The following is a 16,900-nucleotide window of genomic DNA, read 5'->3' as shown; positions in this document are numbered from 1 at the left end:
TTCTACAAATTATGCTATCATTATATCTATTGTATATTGAAGAGGTGATTGTATGTTAAAGATTGGATCTCATGTTTCTATGAGTGGTAAGAAAATGTTATTAGCAGCAAGTGAAGAGGCTGTTTCATACGGTGCAACAACGTTTATGATTTATACAGGTGCACCGCAAAATACACGAAGAAAACCAATTGAAGAATTGAACATAGAAGCAGGAAGAAAACATATGGAGCTGAACGGAATTGAGGAAATTATCGTCCATGCGCCGTATATTATTAATGTTGGGAATACGACGAAGCCAGAAACATTCCAATTAGGCGTAGACTTTCTTCGCATGGAAATTGAAAGAACATCGGCATTAGGTGTAGCGAAACAAATTGTTCTTCACCCAGGAGCGCACGTTGGTGCTGGAGCAGATGCTGGTATTCAACAAATTATTAAAGGGCTTAATGAAGTGTTAACGCCAGAACAGACGGTTAACATTGCGTTAGAGACGATGGCAGGAAAAGGAACAGAATGCGGTCGTAGCTTTGAAGAAATTGCAAAGATTATTGATGGTGTAAAATATAATGAAAAGCTATCCGTATGCTTTGATACGTGTCATACGCACGATGCAGGATATGATATTGTAAATGACTTTGACGGCGTATTAAACGAATTTGATAAGATCGTTGGTATAGATCGTTTACAAGTACTTCATATTAATGATAGTAAAAATGTACGCGGAGCAGGAAAAGACCGTCATGAAAACATTGGATTTGGTCACATTGGGTATAAAGCATTGCATCACATTGTACATCATCCACAGTTAATGCATGTACCAAAAATTCTTGAAACACCGTATGTAGGGGAAGATAAAAAAGATAAGAAGCCACCATATAAATTGGAAATCGAAATGCTGAAAAACGGCACTTTTGATGAAGGGCTTCTTGAAAAAATTAAAGCGCAATAAGGAGGGGAAATCCCCTCCTTATTTTAGTAGTTGCTGAAATAATGTATTTACTTGTTGGGCAGTGGCAGGGGAAGTTACTTTTGCGATCTGTTTTAAGAGCTCTAGTCGCTCGTTGTTATCGTAAATATTAATATTTTTACCCTTCATAAGTAAAACGATTTGGTCAGCTTGTGCGGCTGTAATAGGAACTTCGTATTCTTTGCTATATTTTAATAACTCTTTTGTAGAAATATGATTTAATTTTTTATTAACAATTTGTTTAATGAGGTTCATCTTATTATCCTCCTTCACACGTTCTTCTATCGAAATATATGAGCATGTAGCTTGTACATATTCGTATGGAGTTTCTTTTTTCATGAGGAAAAGAAGCGTATGTTATAATATAAGGACGAAACTACAGAAAAAGAGTACAGGGAGGGCTTATGGAGCAAAAGCAACATCGAAAAGAAAGTGTTATTCATCTCATTTATCGTTTAGTTATGATTATTTTTGGAGCAGCATGCGCGGCGGTGGCGATTGAACTATTTTTAATGCCAAATAAAATTATTGATGGTGGAATTATTGGTATTTCTCTTATATTAGATTATCTTACTCCTAACATTTGGTGGTTAAGTTTTTCTACTTTAGTCGTTGTTCTCAATATCCCATTTATGTATTCCGGTTATAAGCAAATTGGAAAAACATTTATGTTATCTTCGACATTTGGTATTGTAGCGTTAGCTTTCATTGAGTCAACGTTACATGCGGTGCCACCATTTACAACAGAACCTATTTTAGCGACAGTGTTTGGTGGGCTTATTTTAGGTCTTGGTGTAGGACTTGTAATTCGTCATGGTGGGTCGTTAGATGGAACTGAAATTATGGGGATTTTATTAACGAAGAAACTACCGTTCTCTGTTGGTGAATTCGTAATGTTTGTGAACTTATTTATTTTTGCATGGGCAGCATTTGTGTTTGGTGTGGAACAAGCGATGTATTCTGTTATGACGTACTATATCGCATTTAAAACAATCGATACAGTAATTCAAGGGCTAGATGAAACGAAGGCGGTTTTAATTGTATCTGATCAATATGAGGAAGTATCAAACGCGATTTTGCATCGTCTTGGCCGTGGAACGACAAAGCTTGTAGCAAAAGGTGGTTACACGGATAAAGAAAAAGAAGTTATTTATGCAGTTGTAACGCGTCTAGAAGTGACGAAATTAAAGTCAATTGTGCATGAAATTGATGAAAATGCGTTTGTTACGATTATGAGCACGCAAGAGACAAATGGTGGTAAGTTTAAATCGGCTATTCACTAAAAGTTTATAGGAATATTTTTTGAAAGCAGAGAATTTTTCTCTGCTTTTTGTTATAATAGTAAGGTTTCTTGAAAAAATAGATATATTTTAGGCAGATTGGTTTACAACTATAATAAGCTGTACTATAATTCAAATAGATATAAATCGGAATCATTCTGAATTAAAATAGGTGAGATGCTATGAATAATATATTAGAAATTGAAGGTTTAACATTCCGATATGAAGATCGGAATGTGTTAGAAAATATTAATTTGCAAGTTCCGAAGGGAGCTTTTTTAGGTTTAGTGGGACCGAATGGTTCAGGTAAATCAACTTTACTTAAGTGTTTATTAGGCGTTTTAAAGCCAAAAGAAGGAAGCATACGCGTGTTTGGCGTTGATAGTAAGAAGTTTAAGGAATGGAACAAAGTTGGTTATGTATCCCAAAAGGCAAATAGTTTCAATTCTGGTTTTCCAGCAACTGTTTCTGAAGTTGTCTCAATGGGACTTGTTTCGAAAAAAGGGCTTTTTCGCTTTTTTACAAAAGAGGATAAAAAAAAGGTAGAAAAAGCAATTGCTGATGTAGGGATGAGTGAGTTTCAAGGTCGTAACATTGGAGAGCTTTCTGGTGGACAGCAACAGCGTGTATTTATTGCTCGTGCGCTCGTTAGTGATCCTGAATTGCTTATTTTGGACGAGCCTACTGTTGGAATCGATGTGAAAAATGTGGAAAGTTTTTACGAAATATTAGAGGATTTAAACAAAAGGCTCGGGATCACATTAATTCTTGTTACTCATGATATGGGAGCTGTTACCGAAAAAGTAACACATGTTGCATGCCTAAACCAACATCTACATTTCCATGGAAATGTAGAGAAGTTCCGAGAGTTAGAAGATGCAGAAATGTCCGTCTTATATGGACATCATGTTCATCGTTTAGAACACGAACATGAGCATCACGGGAGGATATAATGATACAAGATTTTTTACAATATGACTTTTTACGTAATTCTTTATACGCAGGTATTTTAATTGGACTTGTTGCACCACTAATTGGTGTGTTTGTTGTTATTCGTCGTTTATCTCTTATTGCGGATGCATTAAGTCATGTGACGTTATCGGGTATTGCAGCAAGTTTATTACTTGAAAAAACCATTTTTACAGGTGGATTTTTAAACCCCTTATATATGGGGATGATTTTCTCGATTGGTGGAGCGCTACTAATCGAAAAGTTACGAACTGTATATAAGCACTATCAAGAATTAGCAATTCCAATTATCCTTTCGGCAGGGATGGGGGTTGGAGTTATTTTCATTTCACTTGCAAATGGATTTAACACAGACTTATTTAGTTATTTATTTGGTAGTGTCAGTGCTGTAACAAGTACGGATTTAATTATTATTGGGATTGTAGCAATTGTTGTTGTTGCGATAATTATTTTATTATATAAAGAGCTGTTTCTACTATCATTTGATGAGGAGTACGCAGTATCAACTGGTTTAAGAGCGAAATGGATTCACTTTATTTTCATTATATTAGTTGCTCTTGTCATTGCAGTATCAATGCGTGTAGTAGGAGTTCTTCTCGTATCATCATTAATGACATTACCAGTTGCAGCAAGTATTCGTATTGCTAAAGGATTTAAACAAACAATTTTCTTTTCCATTTTATTTGGTGAAATTGCAGTAATTGGTGGAATGTTTGCTTCGTATCAACTTGATCTAGCGCCAGGTGGTACAATTGTTATGATAGCAGTTCTTATTTTAATCGGTGCGATTTTATGGAAGAAGAAAAAAACTGCATAAAGTAGGGATAGGTATGAATCTAACAGAAGCTTTACGCCTAATGAAAGAAAAAGGATATAAACATACTGGAAAAAGAGAAGAGATGCTCAGATTATTTGCAGCACATAATCGTTATTTAACTGCGAAAGACGTTTTAGAGCATATGAAGGACGATTATCCAGGGCTTAGTTTTGATACGATTTATCGTAATTTAACAGTTTTTGCTGAGATTGGTGTTTTAGAACAAACGGAATTAAATGGTGAAAAACATTTTCGTTTTACTTGTTCTATTATGGAACATCATCATCATTTTATTTGTTTGGATTGTGGGGGGACGAAAGAGATTACTTCCTGCCCAATGGATTTTATGAATAAAGATTTTGCCGGTTATGAAGTAACGGGTCATAAGTTTGAAATATATGGTCGTTGTCCAAAATGTGCAAAGTAAAAGCTCGTCGGTTATATAACTGACGAGCTTTTTTACGTAGAAAAGTTGCTCACAAATATTGTGGCAACCTTCTTTTTATTGTTCTTGTGTCTCTTTTTCTTTTTCTCGTTCAGCAGCCATTTCAGCAGCAATTACGTCAATTTCTTTTTTCAGTTCTTCTACCATTGTTTCTTCTGGCACTTTACGAACGACTTGCCCTTTACGGAATAATAATCCCTCTCCACGTGCACCGGCAATACCGATATCAGCTTCACGAGCTTCACCAGGGCCATTTACAGCGCAACCAAGTACTGCAACTTTAATTGGTACTTGAAGTGTAGAGATGTATTCTTCCACTTCGTTAGCAATGCTAATTAAATCGATTTCAATACGACCACAAGTTGGACAAGAGATAAGTGTTGCTGCATTAGACGCAAGACCGAATGATTTTAATAATTCGCGAGCAACTTTTACCTCTTCAACTGGATCAGCACTTAATGAAATACGTAGTGTATTTCCGATGCCTTTATTTAAGATTGCTCCAAGACCAGCAGCACTTTTTACAGTTCCGGCAAACAATGTTCCAGATTCTGTAATACCTAAATGTAATGGATAATCAAAAGCACGAGCAGCTTTCTCGTATGCTTCGATTGCTAAGTTAACATCAGAGGCTTTCATAGATACGATAATATCGTGGAAATCTAAGTCCTCTAAAATTTTAATATGATGTAGCGCGCTCTCAACCATACCATCTGCAGTTGGGTACCCGTACTTTTCTAAAATGTGTCGCTCTAATGAACCAGCGTTTACACCGATACGGATTGGAATACCGCGCTCTTTTGCTGCATTTACAACAGCTTCTACTTTATGGCGACGACCAATATTACCTGGATTGATACGTACTTTATCGATGCCACCTTCAATTGCTTTTAAAGCAAGGCGATAATCAAAATGAATATCAGCAACAAGTGGAATGTTGATTTGTTTTTTTATATCAGCAATAGCATCTGCTGCGCGTTCATCTGGAACGGCAACGCGGACGACTTGACAGCCGGCTTCTTCTAAACGCTTGATTTCAGCAACTGTTGCTTCAACATCATGTGTTTTTGTTGTTGTCATACTTTGTATAATTAATTCATTATTACCGCCGATTGTTAAATTACCGACTTTAACTGGACGTGTTTTTGTACGATGAGTCATTTCATTCACGAATAGATCGCTCTCCTTATAAAAGAAGTTTCTTATTTAGTCCCTCATATCAATGATAGTATACGTGATATAGGGCTATAGAAACCGAAGTACTCGGTTTCACTTTTACTATTGTATCAGCGCCTTTATGTAATTGACAAGGATTAAGTGATAGCTTATTGATATAACGGGAATTTATAAGACTTTCCAATTTGTATTTTTGTAGCAGATGTACTTTTGTTTAATTGTTTAAAGTCGTCAATGACTTTTTCTATGGAAGGAATTTTTTTCTTGTTAATTTGTTCTGTAATAGAAAGAACTGTCTCACCAGTTTTTACTTCAATTGTTTTATAAGATACATCCGTTTCTTTTTCTGTTTTGTTCGCTTTATTTTGTTGACTGTCTGTGTTTTCTTTTTTAATTGTTTGAGCAGCAGTTGTTTTTTTATATGAACTTAACATCGGTAAAGTACCGATTTTTATATCGTAATAAAATATATAACCGAGAACAAGCACGAATAGGAATATACCTAATCTCTTCATATTCTTCACTCCTTTGCTAGGAATATATGCTTGTCCAAAAAAAAAATGCCTATTTAGGCATTTTTTATTTTTCTTTCGGTTTGGGTACCTCTTTAATCGTTAAGTATAGAACGATTAAAACAACAGCGATATAAATGAACGTTGCTCCAGGTACGACGATTTTGAATAAATCCATAATCATGAAGAAAATGGTTGGGATCGTGTAGCTGTATGCAGTTAGTGTCCAAACTTGTTTATAGGATAGTTTACGTTGACCGCTCATAGCAGAACCGATGAACGCAAGTAAAGTCACGCCTACAAAAGTGATGAATAATTGGAATAGGTACACTAAGAATCCAATAACAAATAATAAAATTGGATAAATATTATCGAATAAAGAAATAAATTCTTGTAGATCTTTTTTCTCAAGAGATGCACCTAACAAATCGTTATAAGAATACGTTTGTGTTTGACCATTTCCCATAGAGACTACTTTATCTTTTAAAACAAATAAACCTGTTTTATTTTGATATTTTTCTAGGTCTGTTGAATTTGGATCAAATACGAAAAGTGTATTTCCTTCTTCTTTTTCAATAGGTTGATCAATATCGGCTTTTAGTTCGCCATTTTCGATTTTAAAATCAGGTAAATCTTTATCGATGACTTGATTTACCATGCCAATACCATCCTGGATAAAACTACCGTACAAAAAAGTTCTTGGAATAGTAGTAATTAAGCAAAGTAGCATAATATACAAAATGGTTTTACCGATTTTTTGAAAACGGAATAGCGCCATATCTTTAGGCGAGTATATGCTTTTTACGAATTGGGTAAATATGGACATAGATTCACTTCCTTTATGTATGTATAAAATCATTGTAACGTAGGAATCTAGAGAATCTCAAGATATATTATATTTACATATAGTGGAGATAACTAAATTTCTTTTATTAACTTTCTTCTTTTAAATAAGAAAAATACAATTGACACTTTTCTTTTCTATATGGTAAATTTATCTTACATTTCTTAAAGAGCATATCCGATAGGAATTCCTCTATTTGATATGTTGTTACATACATAATTGTGGACCCTTAGCTCAGCTGGTTAGAGCAGACGGCTCATAACCGTCCGGTCGTAGGTTCGAGTCCTACAGGGTCCATATCCATTTCGCATGTTTATTATGTTAGCAGGAAGCTTCCTTGTAGAAGGAAGCTTTTTTTACGGAATATATGAGCATTTTAATTGAAAAGAAGTGGGAATTTTGCTACTTTAATGATAGCAAGACAATGTGATTTATTTGTTTGCACCCTATGGCAATTAGGGTAGAATGAAGTTGTATGTCACTTAAGTGGCAATACATAAACTGGGAGGAATATAACAATGGCAAAACACGAATTACCAAATTTACCTTATGCGTATGATGCTTTAGAGCCTCACTTTGACAAAGAAACAATGAACATCCATCATACAAAACATCACAACACGTACATTACAAACTTAAACGCTGCTTTAGAAGGTCATGCAGAATTAGCTGACAAAAGCGTAGAAGAATTAGTTGCAAACTTAAACGAAGTACCAGAAGCAATCCGTACAGCAGTACGTAACAATGGTGGCGGACATGCTAACCATACATTCTTCTGGACAATCCTATCTCCAAACGGCGGAGGACAACCTGTAGGTGAACTTGCAACTGCAATTGAAGCAAAATTCGGTAGCTTCGATGCATTCAAAGAAGAATTCGCAAAAGCTGGCGCAACTCGCTTCGGTTCTGGTTGGGCTTGGTTAGTAGTAAACAATGGTGAGTTAGAAGTAACAAGCACTCCAAACCAAGATTCTCCTTTAACTGAAGGTAAAACTCCAGTTATCGGTTTAGATGTTTGGGAGCATGCTTACTACTTAAACTACCAAAACCGTCGTCCAGACTACATCGGCGCATTCTGGAACGTTGTAGATTGGAACGCTGCTGAAAAACGTTACCAAGAAGCAAAATAATCGTAATAAATATAGAAAAAGCTAGGGGAGAGCTCCTAGCTTTTTTCTATGCTTTCCTTTTACATAATTGGGCTTGTCTTTGGAAGACTAGAACATGAAGTAAAGGAGAGTTGTGTATGAAATGGAAACATATAATTGGTGACGTTGAAGTGAATCGGGATTTAGTGTTATTGCTCCTTATAGGAGGTTTATACACGCTCGCAATTTCTTTATCGAATACGTTTGTAAATATTTATTTATGGAAACAAACACAAAATTATGTGAATCTTGGCTTGTATAATTTAGCCAGCGTGGTATTACAGCCTCTCACATTTCTTGTAGGGGGAAAATTAGCGAAACGTATCGATCGCTCGATTTTATTACGAATAGGAGTAGGGACGCTCGCAATTTTTTTTATTGTTGTCTTAGTAGCAGGGAAAAGTGCTTCTCAGTATATTTTATTAATGGGGGCTCTTTTAGGAGTAGGATACGGTTTTTACTGGTTGGCTTTTAACTTATTGACATTTGAAATTACAGAACCAGAAACAAGAGATTTCTTTAATGGGTTTCTTGGACTTCTTACATCCTTCTCTGGAATGATTGGACCAATAGCAGCAGGATACACAATTTCACGTATGGAGAAATGGAGTGGCTATACTGTTATATTCTTTCTTTCATTAGTTCTATTTGCAATTGCTGTCGTCTTAAGCTTCTTTTTATCTAAAAGAGAATGTGAAGGGCGTTATGAAATCGTGCAAGTATTGAAAGAACGACGGATTGATAAAAATTGGGGAAAGATTACACGAGCTCATTTTTTCCAAGGATTGAGAGAAGGAACGTTTATTTTTGTCATTTCAGTATATGTTTATTTAGCAACTAATAGTGAGTTTGCATTAGGGAAATACAGTTTAGTGAACTCTGCTGTATCCTTTGTATGTTATTACTTAGTTGCTCGTATGTTAAAGAAGGAGTGGCGAAAAAAAGCAATTTTACTTGGAGGCATTATTTTATATGCTGTCGTCTTTTTAGTTATTTTCAATGTTACATACACGAAATTACTTATTTATGCGGCATGTATTGCAATTGCATATCCTATTTTACTTGTTCCGTACGGATCAATGACATATGACGTAATTGGTAGAGCGAAAAATGCGAGAGAATGGCGTGTGGAATATGTCGTTGTTCGGGAGTTGTGGTTAAACGCCGGAAGAATCTGTTCCATTTTAAGTTTTTTATGTGCTGTACTATTCTTTCCACCTGAAAAAAGTTTACCTTACTTATTATGTATTTTAGGTGCTGGACATTTTCTTATTTATTTTGCAGTTAAAAATGTCAAATATGATGAGGGAAATGCGAGTAAAGCAAGTGTTGTAACGCAAGGGAACGCGCAAAATCAAACTGAACCAGAAGGTTAACTTCTCGTTTGTTTTATGCTAGAATAGAAAAAGATGTAAGACAGCAGTGAGGACACCTGTATGAAGGTGTCCCTTTCACATTACATAGCTGTTGGTAGAGGGGGTTTGTATGAGCAAGAAGCAGAAGCAAAATAAGAAAAAGACCCACGTTCCTTTTCGGTTAAACGTGCTGTTTTTCTGCGTGTTTTTAATGTTCTCCGCGGTTATTGTAAGGCTCGGATATGTACAAATTGTTCGCGGTGAAGAATATAAGAATGAAGTGGAGAAGAAAGAAAACTCAACGATAAGTAATCCTGTACCGCGTGGGAAAATATTTGACCGTTATGGGCGACCTGTAGTAGATAATGCAGCCGTTCGTACTATTACATTTACAAAAATGAAAGGATCAACTGCAGAAGATCGCTTAGAAACAGCGAAAAAGCTAGCAGATTTGATTGAAGTACCGACAGATAAATTAACAGATCGCGATAAAAAAGATTATTGGCTTGCTATGCATAAAGAGGAAGCTAAAGAAAAAATTACGAATAAAGATCGTCAAGAGTTTAAAGATAAAAAAATTGATGATAAAGAATTAGACGAGCGTCAGCGAAGTCGTGTAACAGAAGAAGAGATTAATCAATTATCCGCAAAAGATCTAGAAATACTAGCGATTAAAAGTAAGATGGACGGCGGATATGCAATGACACCTCAAGTTATTAAAAAGGATGCTACAGAAAAGGAATATTCGATTATTAGTGAAAACCTAGCAGCATTACCAGGTGTAGATACGAATGTTGATTGGGAGCGAAAATATACGTACGATGATTTATTCCGAAGTGTACTAGGTGGGGTGTCGACATCTGATGAAGGCTTACCGAGAGAAAGACTAGATTACTATCTTGTTCGTGATTATAATCGAAATGACCGAGTAGGAAAAAGTTATCTTGAACAACAGTATGAAGATAGTCTGCACGGTACGAAAGCAGAAGTTAGAAATGTTACAGATAAAAACGGTAATATTTTAGAAACGATTAATGTATCAAAAGGACAAAGTGGTAATGATCTGAATTTAACAATTGATATGGAATTACAAAAGCGTGTGGAAGATATTCTTGCGAAGAATTTAATGAGATTTAAAGGAAGCGAACCTCTTTTAGATCGCGCATTCGTTGTAATGATGAACCCAAAAAATGGTGAAGTTTTATCTATGGCGGGGAAACAATTAGTTAACGAAGATGGTCAAACGAAAGTAAATGACTTTGCATTAGGTACCATGACAAGTTCTTATCCGATGGGATCAACTGTAAAAGGTGCAACAGTACTTACTGGATATCAAACTGGTGCGATTCAACCAGGATCGGTGCAATTGGATGAACCAATTAAATTAAAAGGTACACCTACGAAGTCGTCTTGGAAAACGATGGGATACATTAATGACCTTACAGCTTTAAAAATGTCTTCTAACGTTTATATGTTTAAAACAGCGATGAATATCGCCGGTGTTAAATATGTGAGAGGTGGTACGTTAGATATACCTCAAAAAGCATTTGATACGATGCGTTATTATTTTGGACAGTTTGGACTTGGTGTAAAAACAGGAATTGATTTACCGAATGAATCTGCTGGTCAGATGGGTAGAAGTAGTCAACCAGGTTTCTTACTAGATTTATCAATTGGACAGTATGATACGTATACACCGCTTCAATTAGCGCAATATATTTCGACGATTGCCAATGGCGGATATCGCATGCAACCACAAGTTGTAAAAGAAATTCGTCAACCGGCAGTGAAACCAGATGAAGTTGGGAAAGTTGTTCAATCTATGGAACCGAAAGTATTAAATCGTATTGATATGCCGGAATCGCAAATTAAACATGTTCAAGAAGGATTTAGACAAGTGTATAATGATTCAGGTGGTACAGCTACAAAATACTTTACAGGTGCAAAATATAAAGCGGCAGGGAAGACGGGTACGGCGCAAACTGTGTATGGTGGAGATAAAGAGATTGGTAGAAATGCAAAAGGTGAACGTGTGGAAACATATAACTTAACATTAGTAGGTTATGCGCCACTTGAAGATCCAGAAGTAGCATTCTCTGTTGTCGTTCCATGGGTACATGATGATAAGACTGGTATTAATGGATATATTGGTCGTGAAATTATGGACGCTTACTTTGATTTGAAAAACAAGGAAGTAAATGGTGAAGCTCCAAAAGATGATAAAGACAATAAAAATAAAGAGCAAGATGATGAATAAAAAAGTTGTAAAAAAGCACACTATCTGAAAAGATAGTGTGCTTTTTTTTATGGTTTATGCATATCGTGTAATAAATGTGGACAAGTATACAACATTGAAAAAACGCGGCCGTATAAATGATACTTGTATATGATGGGATAGGGGATAACTGTTTTATAGGGAAATCATCAGAGGAAATGAATAGCTACTACTGAATTAAAATTGTACCGTATGTTGATTTTTGTGGAACTTTACAAAACTTTTACAAACAATTAAAACCGAATTAATAGTTTAGCAGTATTCTTATATCTGTAATCCTGTTATTTCCGGTTACTTCTAGGAGGAAGAACACGTGAAATGGATGCGTACACCGATTAAAGTTTTCGTATTATCAATATGGTTCCTCTGTTTTGAAATGTCTACTGCATTTGCTTTAAATGATACGGGAGAAGTGAGAGTTGATGGATCCTCAACGGTTTTTCCTATTATAGAAGCAGTAGCGGAGGAATATACAAAGGTGCATCCAGACGTGAAAATTTCCATCAGTATTTCTGGAACTGGGGGAGGATTTAATCGTTTCAGTAAAGGAGAAGTAGATATAAATAATGCTTCGAGAGTAATGAAACAAGTCGAGAAAAATGAAATGAAGAAAAACTCTATTCAGTTCACACCTTTTGAGGTTGCTAACGACGGTCTTACGATTGTTGTGAATCGCCATAATACATGGGTAGACGATATGTCAGTAGACGAGTTACGACTACTTTGGAGTGAAGATGGAAGAGAGAAGCGATGGTCACAAATTCATTCAACATGGCCACGTGAACAAGTGAAGTTTTATGCACCAGGCGTAGACTCTGGTACGTATGATTATTTTCAAAATGTCATCTTACAAAATCATCGCATTGTAAAAAAAGTCTCTTTGTCTGAAGATGATCAAGTTATTATGCAAGGGGTAATGAATGATAAACATGCCATTGCTTTTGTAGGATATGCTTATTATATGGCTAATCGAGATAAGGTGAAAGCAATAAAAGTAAATGGTGTATTTCCGACGAAAGAGACCATTCAATCAGGTAAGTATGAGCCGTTATCTAGGCCGCTACTTACTTATGTGAATAATGCATCTATCCGAAATAAAATGAATGTAGCAAACTATGTTGAGTTTATGATTCAGCATGTCGGTAACCTCGCTGAAGAGGTCGGATATGTAAAATTAAGAAAAGAAAAATACAATGAACAGCTGCGTATGTTAACAGAAATAAAAAGGTAATGTCAGGGTGGAAAGGGGTTTTCATCTTTGGCTCATAATGACAAAAGTCAAATTACATTTTCTGTACAACATTTGATTGAAAGAAATACAAAACAAAGAAAAAAAACGCAGCGAATCAATCGAATAGTACCTTTATTACTAAAAATAATTGCTAGTGTTTCTATTGTGACGACACTTGGCATTGTTTTTACGCTCTCTAATGAAACAATCATGTTTTTTCAAAAAATATCATTATACTCCTTTTTGACGGAGAAAGAATGGTTACCATTTTTTGAAGACCCTAAATTCGGTATATTACCACTTATATGTGGAACGTTCCTTGTAACAGCAATTGCTATGTTTGTAGCAATTCCTATCGGTTTAGCGTGTGCCGTATTTTTAAGCGAATATGCTTCAAATAGTGCACGGAAAATATTAAAGCCGATGTTAGAGCTATTAGCAGGTATCCCGACAATTGTATATGGTTTTTTTGCATTAACAGTTGTTACACCGCTTTTACAAAGGATTATACCAGATTTACAGTTTTTTAATGCGATTAGTCCAGGAATCGTTATCGGATTTATGATGATGCCTACAATTGCATCTCTATCTGAAGACGCGATGAGAGCTGTGGCGAAAGGGACGAAAGAAGCTTCATTAGCACTCGGAGCGACGCGGTTTGAAATGGTAAAACAAGTGGTGTTTCCGTCCGCTTTTACAGGGATTATGGCAGCAATTATATTAGCAGCTTCTCGTGCAATTGGTGAAACGATGATCGTTGTAATTGCAGCAGGATCCACACCAAATGTATCGCTTGATCCGACACATTCTATTCAAACGTTAACAGCCTATATTGTGCAAGTAAGTTTAGGTGATGCTCCGCATGGAACGATTACGTATTACAGCATGTATGCTGTAGGCGCAACGTTATTTTTGTTTACCTTTATTATGAACATCATTTCGCAGTCAATTATGCGCCGTTTTAGGAGGATGACATAATATGCGAATGTTGAATCATAAAAAAATACAAAAAAATATGGCATCACGCTTTTTAAAAGATCGAATTTACAAATTGTTATTTTATATAGCAATTTTATTTTCAATCGTAATTTTGTTTTTGTTACTGTTTCAAATTGTTGAAAAAGGTATAAGTTATCTTTCAATAGATTTCTTTACAAATTTCGCTTCACGTAATCCGAAAGAAGCTGGTATTGCTGCAGCTTTGTCAGGGACAATATTATTTATGAGTATTGTTATACCTGTTTCTTTTATATTTGGAGTTGGAACAGCACTTTATTTAGAGCAATATGCGAAGGAATCTCTATTTAAAAAAATAATAGAGATTAATAATCAAACGTTGGCAGGAGTACCATCCGTTGTATTTGGATTGCTTGGTTTAACTATTTTTGTATATGCTCTTCATTTAGGAGAGAGTATAGTTGCAGCAGCATTGACGATGAGTCTACTCGTTTTACCAACAGTTGTTGTGGCGAGTCAAGAAGCAATTCGATCAGTACCAAGTGTTTTATTAGAGGGTTCTTACGGATTAGGTGCTACGAAGTGGCAAACGATGTATCAAATTGTATTGCCATATGCTTTCCCAGGGATTATAACGGGCTGTACGTTAGCGATATCAAGAGCAATTGGAGAGGCTGCACCACTATTAGTTATTGGGGCACTTGCGTTTGCAAATTATGTTCCATTTAGTATGTTTGATAGATTTACAGTTCTACCAATTCAAATTTTTAATTGGATGAGTAGGCCACAAGAAGAATTTCAGTATGTAGCAGCAGCTGGGATGATTGTTTTGTTAGGTTTGTTGCTATTTATCAATATATTTGTTTTATGGTTACGAAATCGAAAATAAGTTGGAAGTGGATGAAAGGGGAATTCAAATGGTAGCAACAGTAGTAAATGTACAGGTGAAAAACGAAGAGAAAATCGAGACTGCGCCAAAGAAGGTAGTATTTGATACGAAAAATTTAAATTTATGGTACGGGGAAGACCATGCTTTAAAAGATATTAATTTAAGTATTCATGAGAATGAAGTTACAGCCATTATCGGTCCAAGTGGCTGTGGTAAATCAACTTACTTAAAAACATTAAATCGCATGGTAGAGTTAGTACCGATCGTTCGAACTACAGGTGTAATTGAGTATAGAGAACGCAATATATTTGATAAATCATATCCAGTTGAAGAATTAAGAACGCATGTAGGAATGGTGTTCCAAAAGCCAAATCCATTTCCAAAATCTATTTATGAGAATGTAACATACGGTCCAAAAATCCATGGTATTCGTGACAAAAAGACATTAGATGAAATTGTTGAAAAAAGTTTACGTGGAGCAGCGATTTGGGATGAGTTAAAAGATCGTTTGCACGATAATGCATACGGTTTATCTGGTGGACAGCAACAGCGTCTATGCATCGCACGCTGCTTAGCTATTGAGCCAGACGTTATTTTAATGGATGAGCCAACATCGGCATTAGACCCAATTTCAACATTAAAAGTAGAAGAATTAATTCAAGAGCTAAAGAAAGATTTTAGTATTGTTATCGTAACGCATAATATGCAACAAGCAGCGCGTATTTCAGACAAAACAGCTTTCTTCTTAAGCGGGGAAGTTGTGGAGTATACAGATACAAACAAATTATTTACGACTCCTTCAGATAAGCGTACAGAAGATTATATTACAGGTCGCTTTGGTTGATATCGTTTCAAAGCTAAGAGCAAATGCCCTCTTAACAGAGGGCATTTCTTATTTTATCTTACTGTTAATAAAGAAGTAATACTTCTCCTTATCTTAAGTTTTATTACAAGCGTAAGAGGCTATGTAGGAGATTTACCCCGCTATTTGCGGGCAGTAAGACCCCCACCTTAAAATTTAGCGAAAGCAAAGAAGTTAGGGAGGGGATCTTGCTGCCTATCAAATCCCGATTGATGAGGGTTGATTAAAGTTTCACTTTTATATAATGGCACATAATATTGAGGGGGAAGAAAAATGGTAAGAGAACAGTTTCAAGGTGATTTAAAAGCGTTACAGCAAAAGGTGATTGAGCTTGGAGAATTAGCAAATGCGGCTTTATTGATTGCTATGGAAGGTCTGCATACAAGAGATGTAGAGAAAGCGTTAGAGGTCATTGATGGTGATTACCGCATGGATAATTTAGAAGAGGAAATAAACAATCTTGCGCTTATGCTCATTACGAAGCAGCAACCTGTAGCAAGTGACTTAAGAAGGATTTTTATTTCAATTAAAACAGCGACAGATTTAGAGCGCATTGCAGATCATGCTGTTAATATTGCAAAGGCTACAATTCGTCTTGGGGAAAAAGAAGTGGCTGTTAGTTTGCACAACCTAGATGAAATGTTTGCGGTTGCAAATGAGATGTTGCATTTAGCGTTAGAAGCATATGAACAAGAAAATTTAACTTTTGCAAAACAAATTGCTGAAATGGATGATTCCGTTGATGAAATATATGGAAAAGCAATTCGTGAGTTTATATCTTCAGTTCCGGAACAACCAGAAGCAATTACGCAAATTACACAATTATCATTTGTCGCGAGATATATTGAGCGTGTAGCAGATCATATTACAAATATTGCTGAAAATGTCTTTTATTTAGTAAAAGGAAAGCATTATTTATTGAATGAGTAGGAATGAAAGTAGGTGATGAGAAATCACCTGCTTTTTTTAGTCAAAACATGACAAAAAAAGCTCGTTGTTTCCTTTAGTTTATGATGATAAGATGTATCATAATGTAATGGGAAAATTAGTATATATGTTTGTCGTTAATAAGTATTATTTACCAATTTATAGTAAGCGCTTTCTTGTTGTTTGAAATGTACTTTTTTATAGGTTAGAAATTTAATTATATAGTCTTCTAAATGAGGATGTGTT

The 16,900-nt window shown here is 35.6% G+C and carries 17 protein-coding genes and 1 tRNA gene; 14 read left to right on the top strand and 4 right to left on the bottom strand.

Going from position 1 to position 16,900, the window contains the following annotated elements:
- The first annotated feature begins 52 nt into the window (after positions 1–52).
- On the top strand, positions 53–949 hold the full coding sequence (locus ACTFN4_RS03870) for a deoxyribonuclease IV (RefSeq protein WP_000912460.1): 897 nt from the start codon (positions 53–55) through the stop codon (positions 947–949).
- 18 nt (positions 950–967) lie between these two features.
- On the opposite strand, the gene ACTFN4_RS03865 is transcribed toward ACTFN4_RS03870, so the two are convergent.
- Positions 968–1,222 (bottom strand): DUF2624 domain-containing protein, encoded by a 255-nt coding sequence (locus tag ACTFN4_RS03865; protein ID WP_001048954.1) that lies wholly within the window; start codon positions 1,220–1,222, stop codon positions 968–970.
- 149 nt (positions 1,223–1,371) lie between these two features.
- Here ACTFN4_RS03865 and ACTFN4_RS03860 point away from each other — a divergent pair, with 149 nt between their 5' ends.
- From ACTFN4_RS03860 to ACTFN4_RS03845, 4 genes are all read left to right on the top strand, one after another.
- Positions 1,372–2,250, top strand: a complete 879-nt coding sequence (locus ACTFN4_RS03860; protein ID WP_000435963.1) for a YitT family protein — start codon at positions 1,372–1,374, stop codon at positions 2,248–2,250.
- A gap of 179 nt (positions 2,251–2,429) precedes the next feature.
- On the top strand, positions 2,430–3,200 hold the full coding sequence (locus tag ACTFN4_RS03855) for a metal ABC transporter ATP-binding protein (RefSeq protein ID WP_001059662.1): 771 nt from the start codon (positions 2,430–2,432) through the stop codon (positions 3,198–3,200).
- Entirely contained in the window at positions 3,200–4,033 is an 834-nt protein-coding gene (locus ACTFN4_RS03850) for a metal ABC transporter permease (RefSeq protein WP_414207829.1), read from the top strand. Before ACTFN4_RS03855 ends, ACTFN4_RS03850 begins: the two co-directional genes overlap by 1 nt.
- A gap of 13 nt (positions 4,034–4,046) precedes the next feature.
- Entirely contained in the window at positions 4,047–4,460 is a 414-nt protein-coding gene (locus ACTFN4_RS03845) for a Fur family transcriptional regulator (RefSeq protein WP_086403948.1), read from the top strand.
- 75 nt (positions 4,461–4,535) lie between these two features.
- Here ACTFN4_RS03845 and ispG read toward each other — a convergent pair whose 3' ends face one another.
- From ispG to yqgB, 3 genes are all read right to left on the bottom strand, one after another.
- A complete protein-coding gene (gene ispG, locus ACTFN4_RS03840) occupies positions 4,536–5,639 on the bottom strand; it encodes a flavodoxin-dependent (E)-4-hydroxy-3-methylbut-2-enyl-diphosphate synthase (RefSeq protein WP_153577907.1) in 1,104 nt (367 codons plus the stop codon).
- Positions 5,640–5,803: 164 nt separating this feature from the next.
- Positions 5,804–6,169, bottom strand: a complete 366-nt coding sequence (gene yqfZ / locus ACTFN4_RS03835; protein WP_000825414.1) for a protein YqfZ — start codon at positions 6,167–6,169, stop codon at positions 5,804–5,806.
- Positions 6,170–6,233: 64 nt separating this feature from the next.
- The gene (yqgB, locus tag ACTFN4_RS03830; RefSeq protein ID WP_086403947.1) at positions 6,234–6,992 is read right to left on the bottom strand and encodes a protein YqgB; all 759 of its coding nucleotides are present in this window, start codon (positions 6,990–6,992) and stop codon (positions 6,234–6,236) included.
- A gap of 241 nt (positions 6,993–7,233) precedes the next feature.
- Between yqgB and ACTFN4_RS03825 the strand changes: the two genes are divergently transcribed.
- The 9 genes from ACTFN4_RS03825 to phoU all read left to right on the top strand — a co-directional run bounded on the left by ACTFN4_RS03825 (position 7,234) and on the right by phoU (position 16,657).
- A tRNA-Ile gene (locus tag ACTFN4_RS03825) sits at positions 7,234–7,307 on the top strand.
- A 221-nt stretch (positions 7,308–7,528) separates the two neighbouring features.
- Positions 7,529–8,140, top strand: a complete 612-nt coding sequence (gene sodA, locus ACTFN4_RS03820; RefSeq protein WP_001052031.1) for a superoxide dismutase [Mn] — start codon at positions 7,529–7,531, stop codon at positions 8,138–8,140.
- 116 nt (positions 8,141–8,256) lie between these two features.
- Entirely contained in the window at positions 8,257–9,534 is a 1,278-nt protein-coding gene (locus tag ACTFN4_RS03815) for an MFS transporter (protein WP_000871384.1), read from the top strand.
- Positions 9,535–9,643: 109 nt separating this feature from the next.
- The gene (locus ACTFN4_RS03810; RefSeq protein ID WP_000038992.1) at positions 9,644–11,770 is read left to right on the top strand and encodes a peptidoglycan D,D-transpeptidase FtsI family protein; all 2,127 of its coding nucleotides are present in this window, start codon (positions 9,644–9,646) and stop codon (positions 11,768–11,770) included.
- A 331-nt stretch (positions 11,771–12,101) separates the two neighbouring features.
- On the top strand, positions 12,102–13,019 hold the full coding sequence (locus ACTFN4_RS03805; protein WP_000871827.1) for a PstS family phosphate ABC transporter substrate-binding protein: 918 nt from the start codon (positions 12,102–12,104) through the stop codon (positions 13,017–13,019).
- A 27-nt stretch (positions 13,020–13,046) separates the two neighbouring features.
- Positions 13,047–13,997 (top strand): phosphate ABC transporter permease subunit PstC, encoded by a 951-nt coding sequence (gene pstC, locus ACTFN4_RS03800; RefSeq protein WP_000940918.1) that lies wholly within the window; start codon positions 13,047–13,049, stop codon positions 13,995–13,997.
- Position 13,998: 1 nt separating this feature from the next.
- On the top strand, positions 13,999–14,865 hold the full coding sequence (pstA, locus tag ACTFN4_RS03795) for a phosphate ABC transporter permease PstA (protein WP_001242557.1): 867 nt from the start codon (positions 13,999–14,001) through the stop codon (positions 14,863–14,865).
- A gap of 28 nt (positions 14,866–14,893) precedes the next feature.
- A complete protein-coding gene (gene pstB, locus ACTFN4_RS03790) occupies positions 14,894–15,709 on the top strand; it encodes a phosphate ABC transporter ATP-binding protein (protein WP_000226686.1) in 816 nt (271 codons plus the stop codon).
- A gap of 291 nt (positions 15,710–16,000) precedes the next feature.
- Positions 16,001–16,657 (top strand): phosphate signaling complex protein PhoU, encoded by a 657-nt coding sequence (phoU, locus tag ACTFN4_RS03785; protein WP_439962086.1) that lies wholly within the window; start codon positions 16,001–16,003, stop codon positions 16,655–16,657.
- Positions 16,658–16,900 lie beyond the last annotated feature (243 nt).

This window comes from Bacillus cereus group sp. MYBK95-2 (assembly GCF_051915225.1).
GTDB classification, from domain to species: Bacteria; Bacillota; Bacilli; order Bacillales; family Bacillaceae_G; genus Bacillus_A; species Bacillus_A cereus.
This window is presented reverse-complemented; position numbering and strand designations above follow the sequence as displayed.

Bases quoted from the DNA above. Each gene is read 5' to 3' on its own strand.
- ACTFN4_RS03870 (WP_000912460.1), top strand. From the start codon at position 53: ATGTTAAAGATTGGATCTCATGTTTCTATGAGTGGTAAGAAAATGTTA.
- ACTFN4_RS03865 (WP_001048954.1), bottom strand. From the start codon at position 1,222: ATGAACCTCATTAAACAAATTGTTAATAAAAAATTAAATCATATTTCT.
- ACTFN4_RS03860 (WP_000435963.1), top strand. From the start codon at position 1,372: ATGGAGCAAAAGCAACATCGAAAAGAAAGTGTTATTCATCTCATTTAT.
- ACTFN4_RS03855 (WP_001059662.1), top strand. From the start codon at position 2,430: ATGAATAATATATTAGAAATTGAAGGTTTAACATTCCGATATGAAGAT.
- ACTFN4_RS03850 (WP_414207829.1), top strand. From the start codon at position 3,200: ATGATACAAGATTTTTTACAATATGACTTTTTACGTAATTCTTTATAC.
- ACTFN4_RS03845 (WP_086403948.1), top strand. From the start codon at position 4,047: ATGAATCTAACAGAAGCTTTACGCCTAATGAAAGAAAAAGGATATAAA.
- ispG (WP_153577907.1), bottom strand. From the start codon at position 5,639: ATGACTCATCGTACAAAAACACGTCCAGTTAAAGTCGGTAATTTAACA.
- yqfZ (WP_000825414.1), bottom strand. From the start codon at position 6,169: ATGAAGAGATTAGGTATATTCCTATTCGTGCTTGTTCTCGGTTATATA.
- yqgB (WP_086403947.1), bottom strand. From the start codon at position 6,992: ATGTCCATATTTACCCAATTCGTAAAAAGCATATACTCGCCTAAAGAT.
- sodA (WP_001052031.1), top strand. From the start codon at position 7,529: ATGGCAAAACACGAATTACCAAATTTACCTTATGCGTATGATGCTTTA.
- ACTFN4_RS03815 (WP_000871384.1), top strand. From the start codon at position 8,257: ATGAAATGGAAACATATAATTGGTGACGTTGAAGTGAATCGGGATTTA.
- ACTFN4_RS03810 (WP_000038992.1), top strand. From the start codon at position 9,644: ATGAGCAAGAAGCAGAAGCAAAATAAGAAAAAGACCCACGTTCCTTTT.
- pstA (WP_001242557.1), top strand. From the start codon at position 13,999: ATGCGAATGTTGAATCATAAAAAAATACAAAAAAATATGGCATCACGC.
- pstB (WP_000226686.1), top strand. From the start codon at position 14,894: ATGGTAGCAACAGTAGTAAATGTACAGGTGAAAAACGAAGAGAAAATC.
- phoU (WP_439962086.1), top strand. From the start codon at position 16,001: ATGGTAAGAGAACAGTTTCAAGGTGATTTAAAAGCGTTACAGCAAAAG.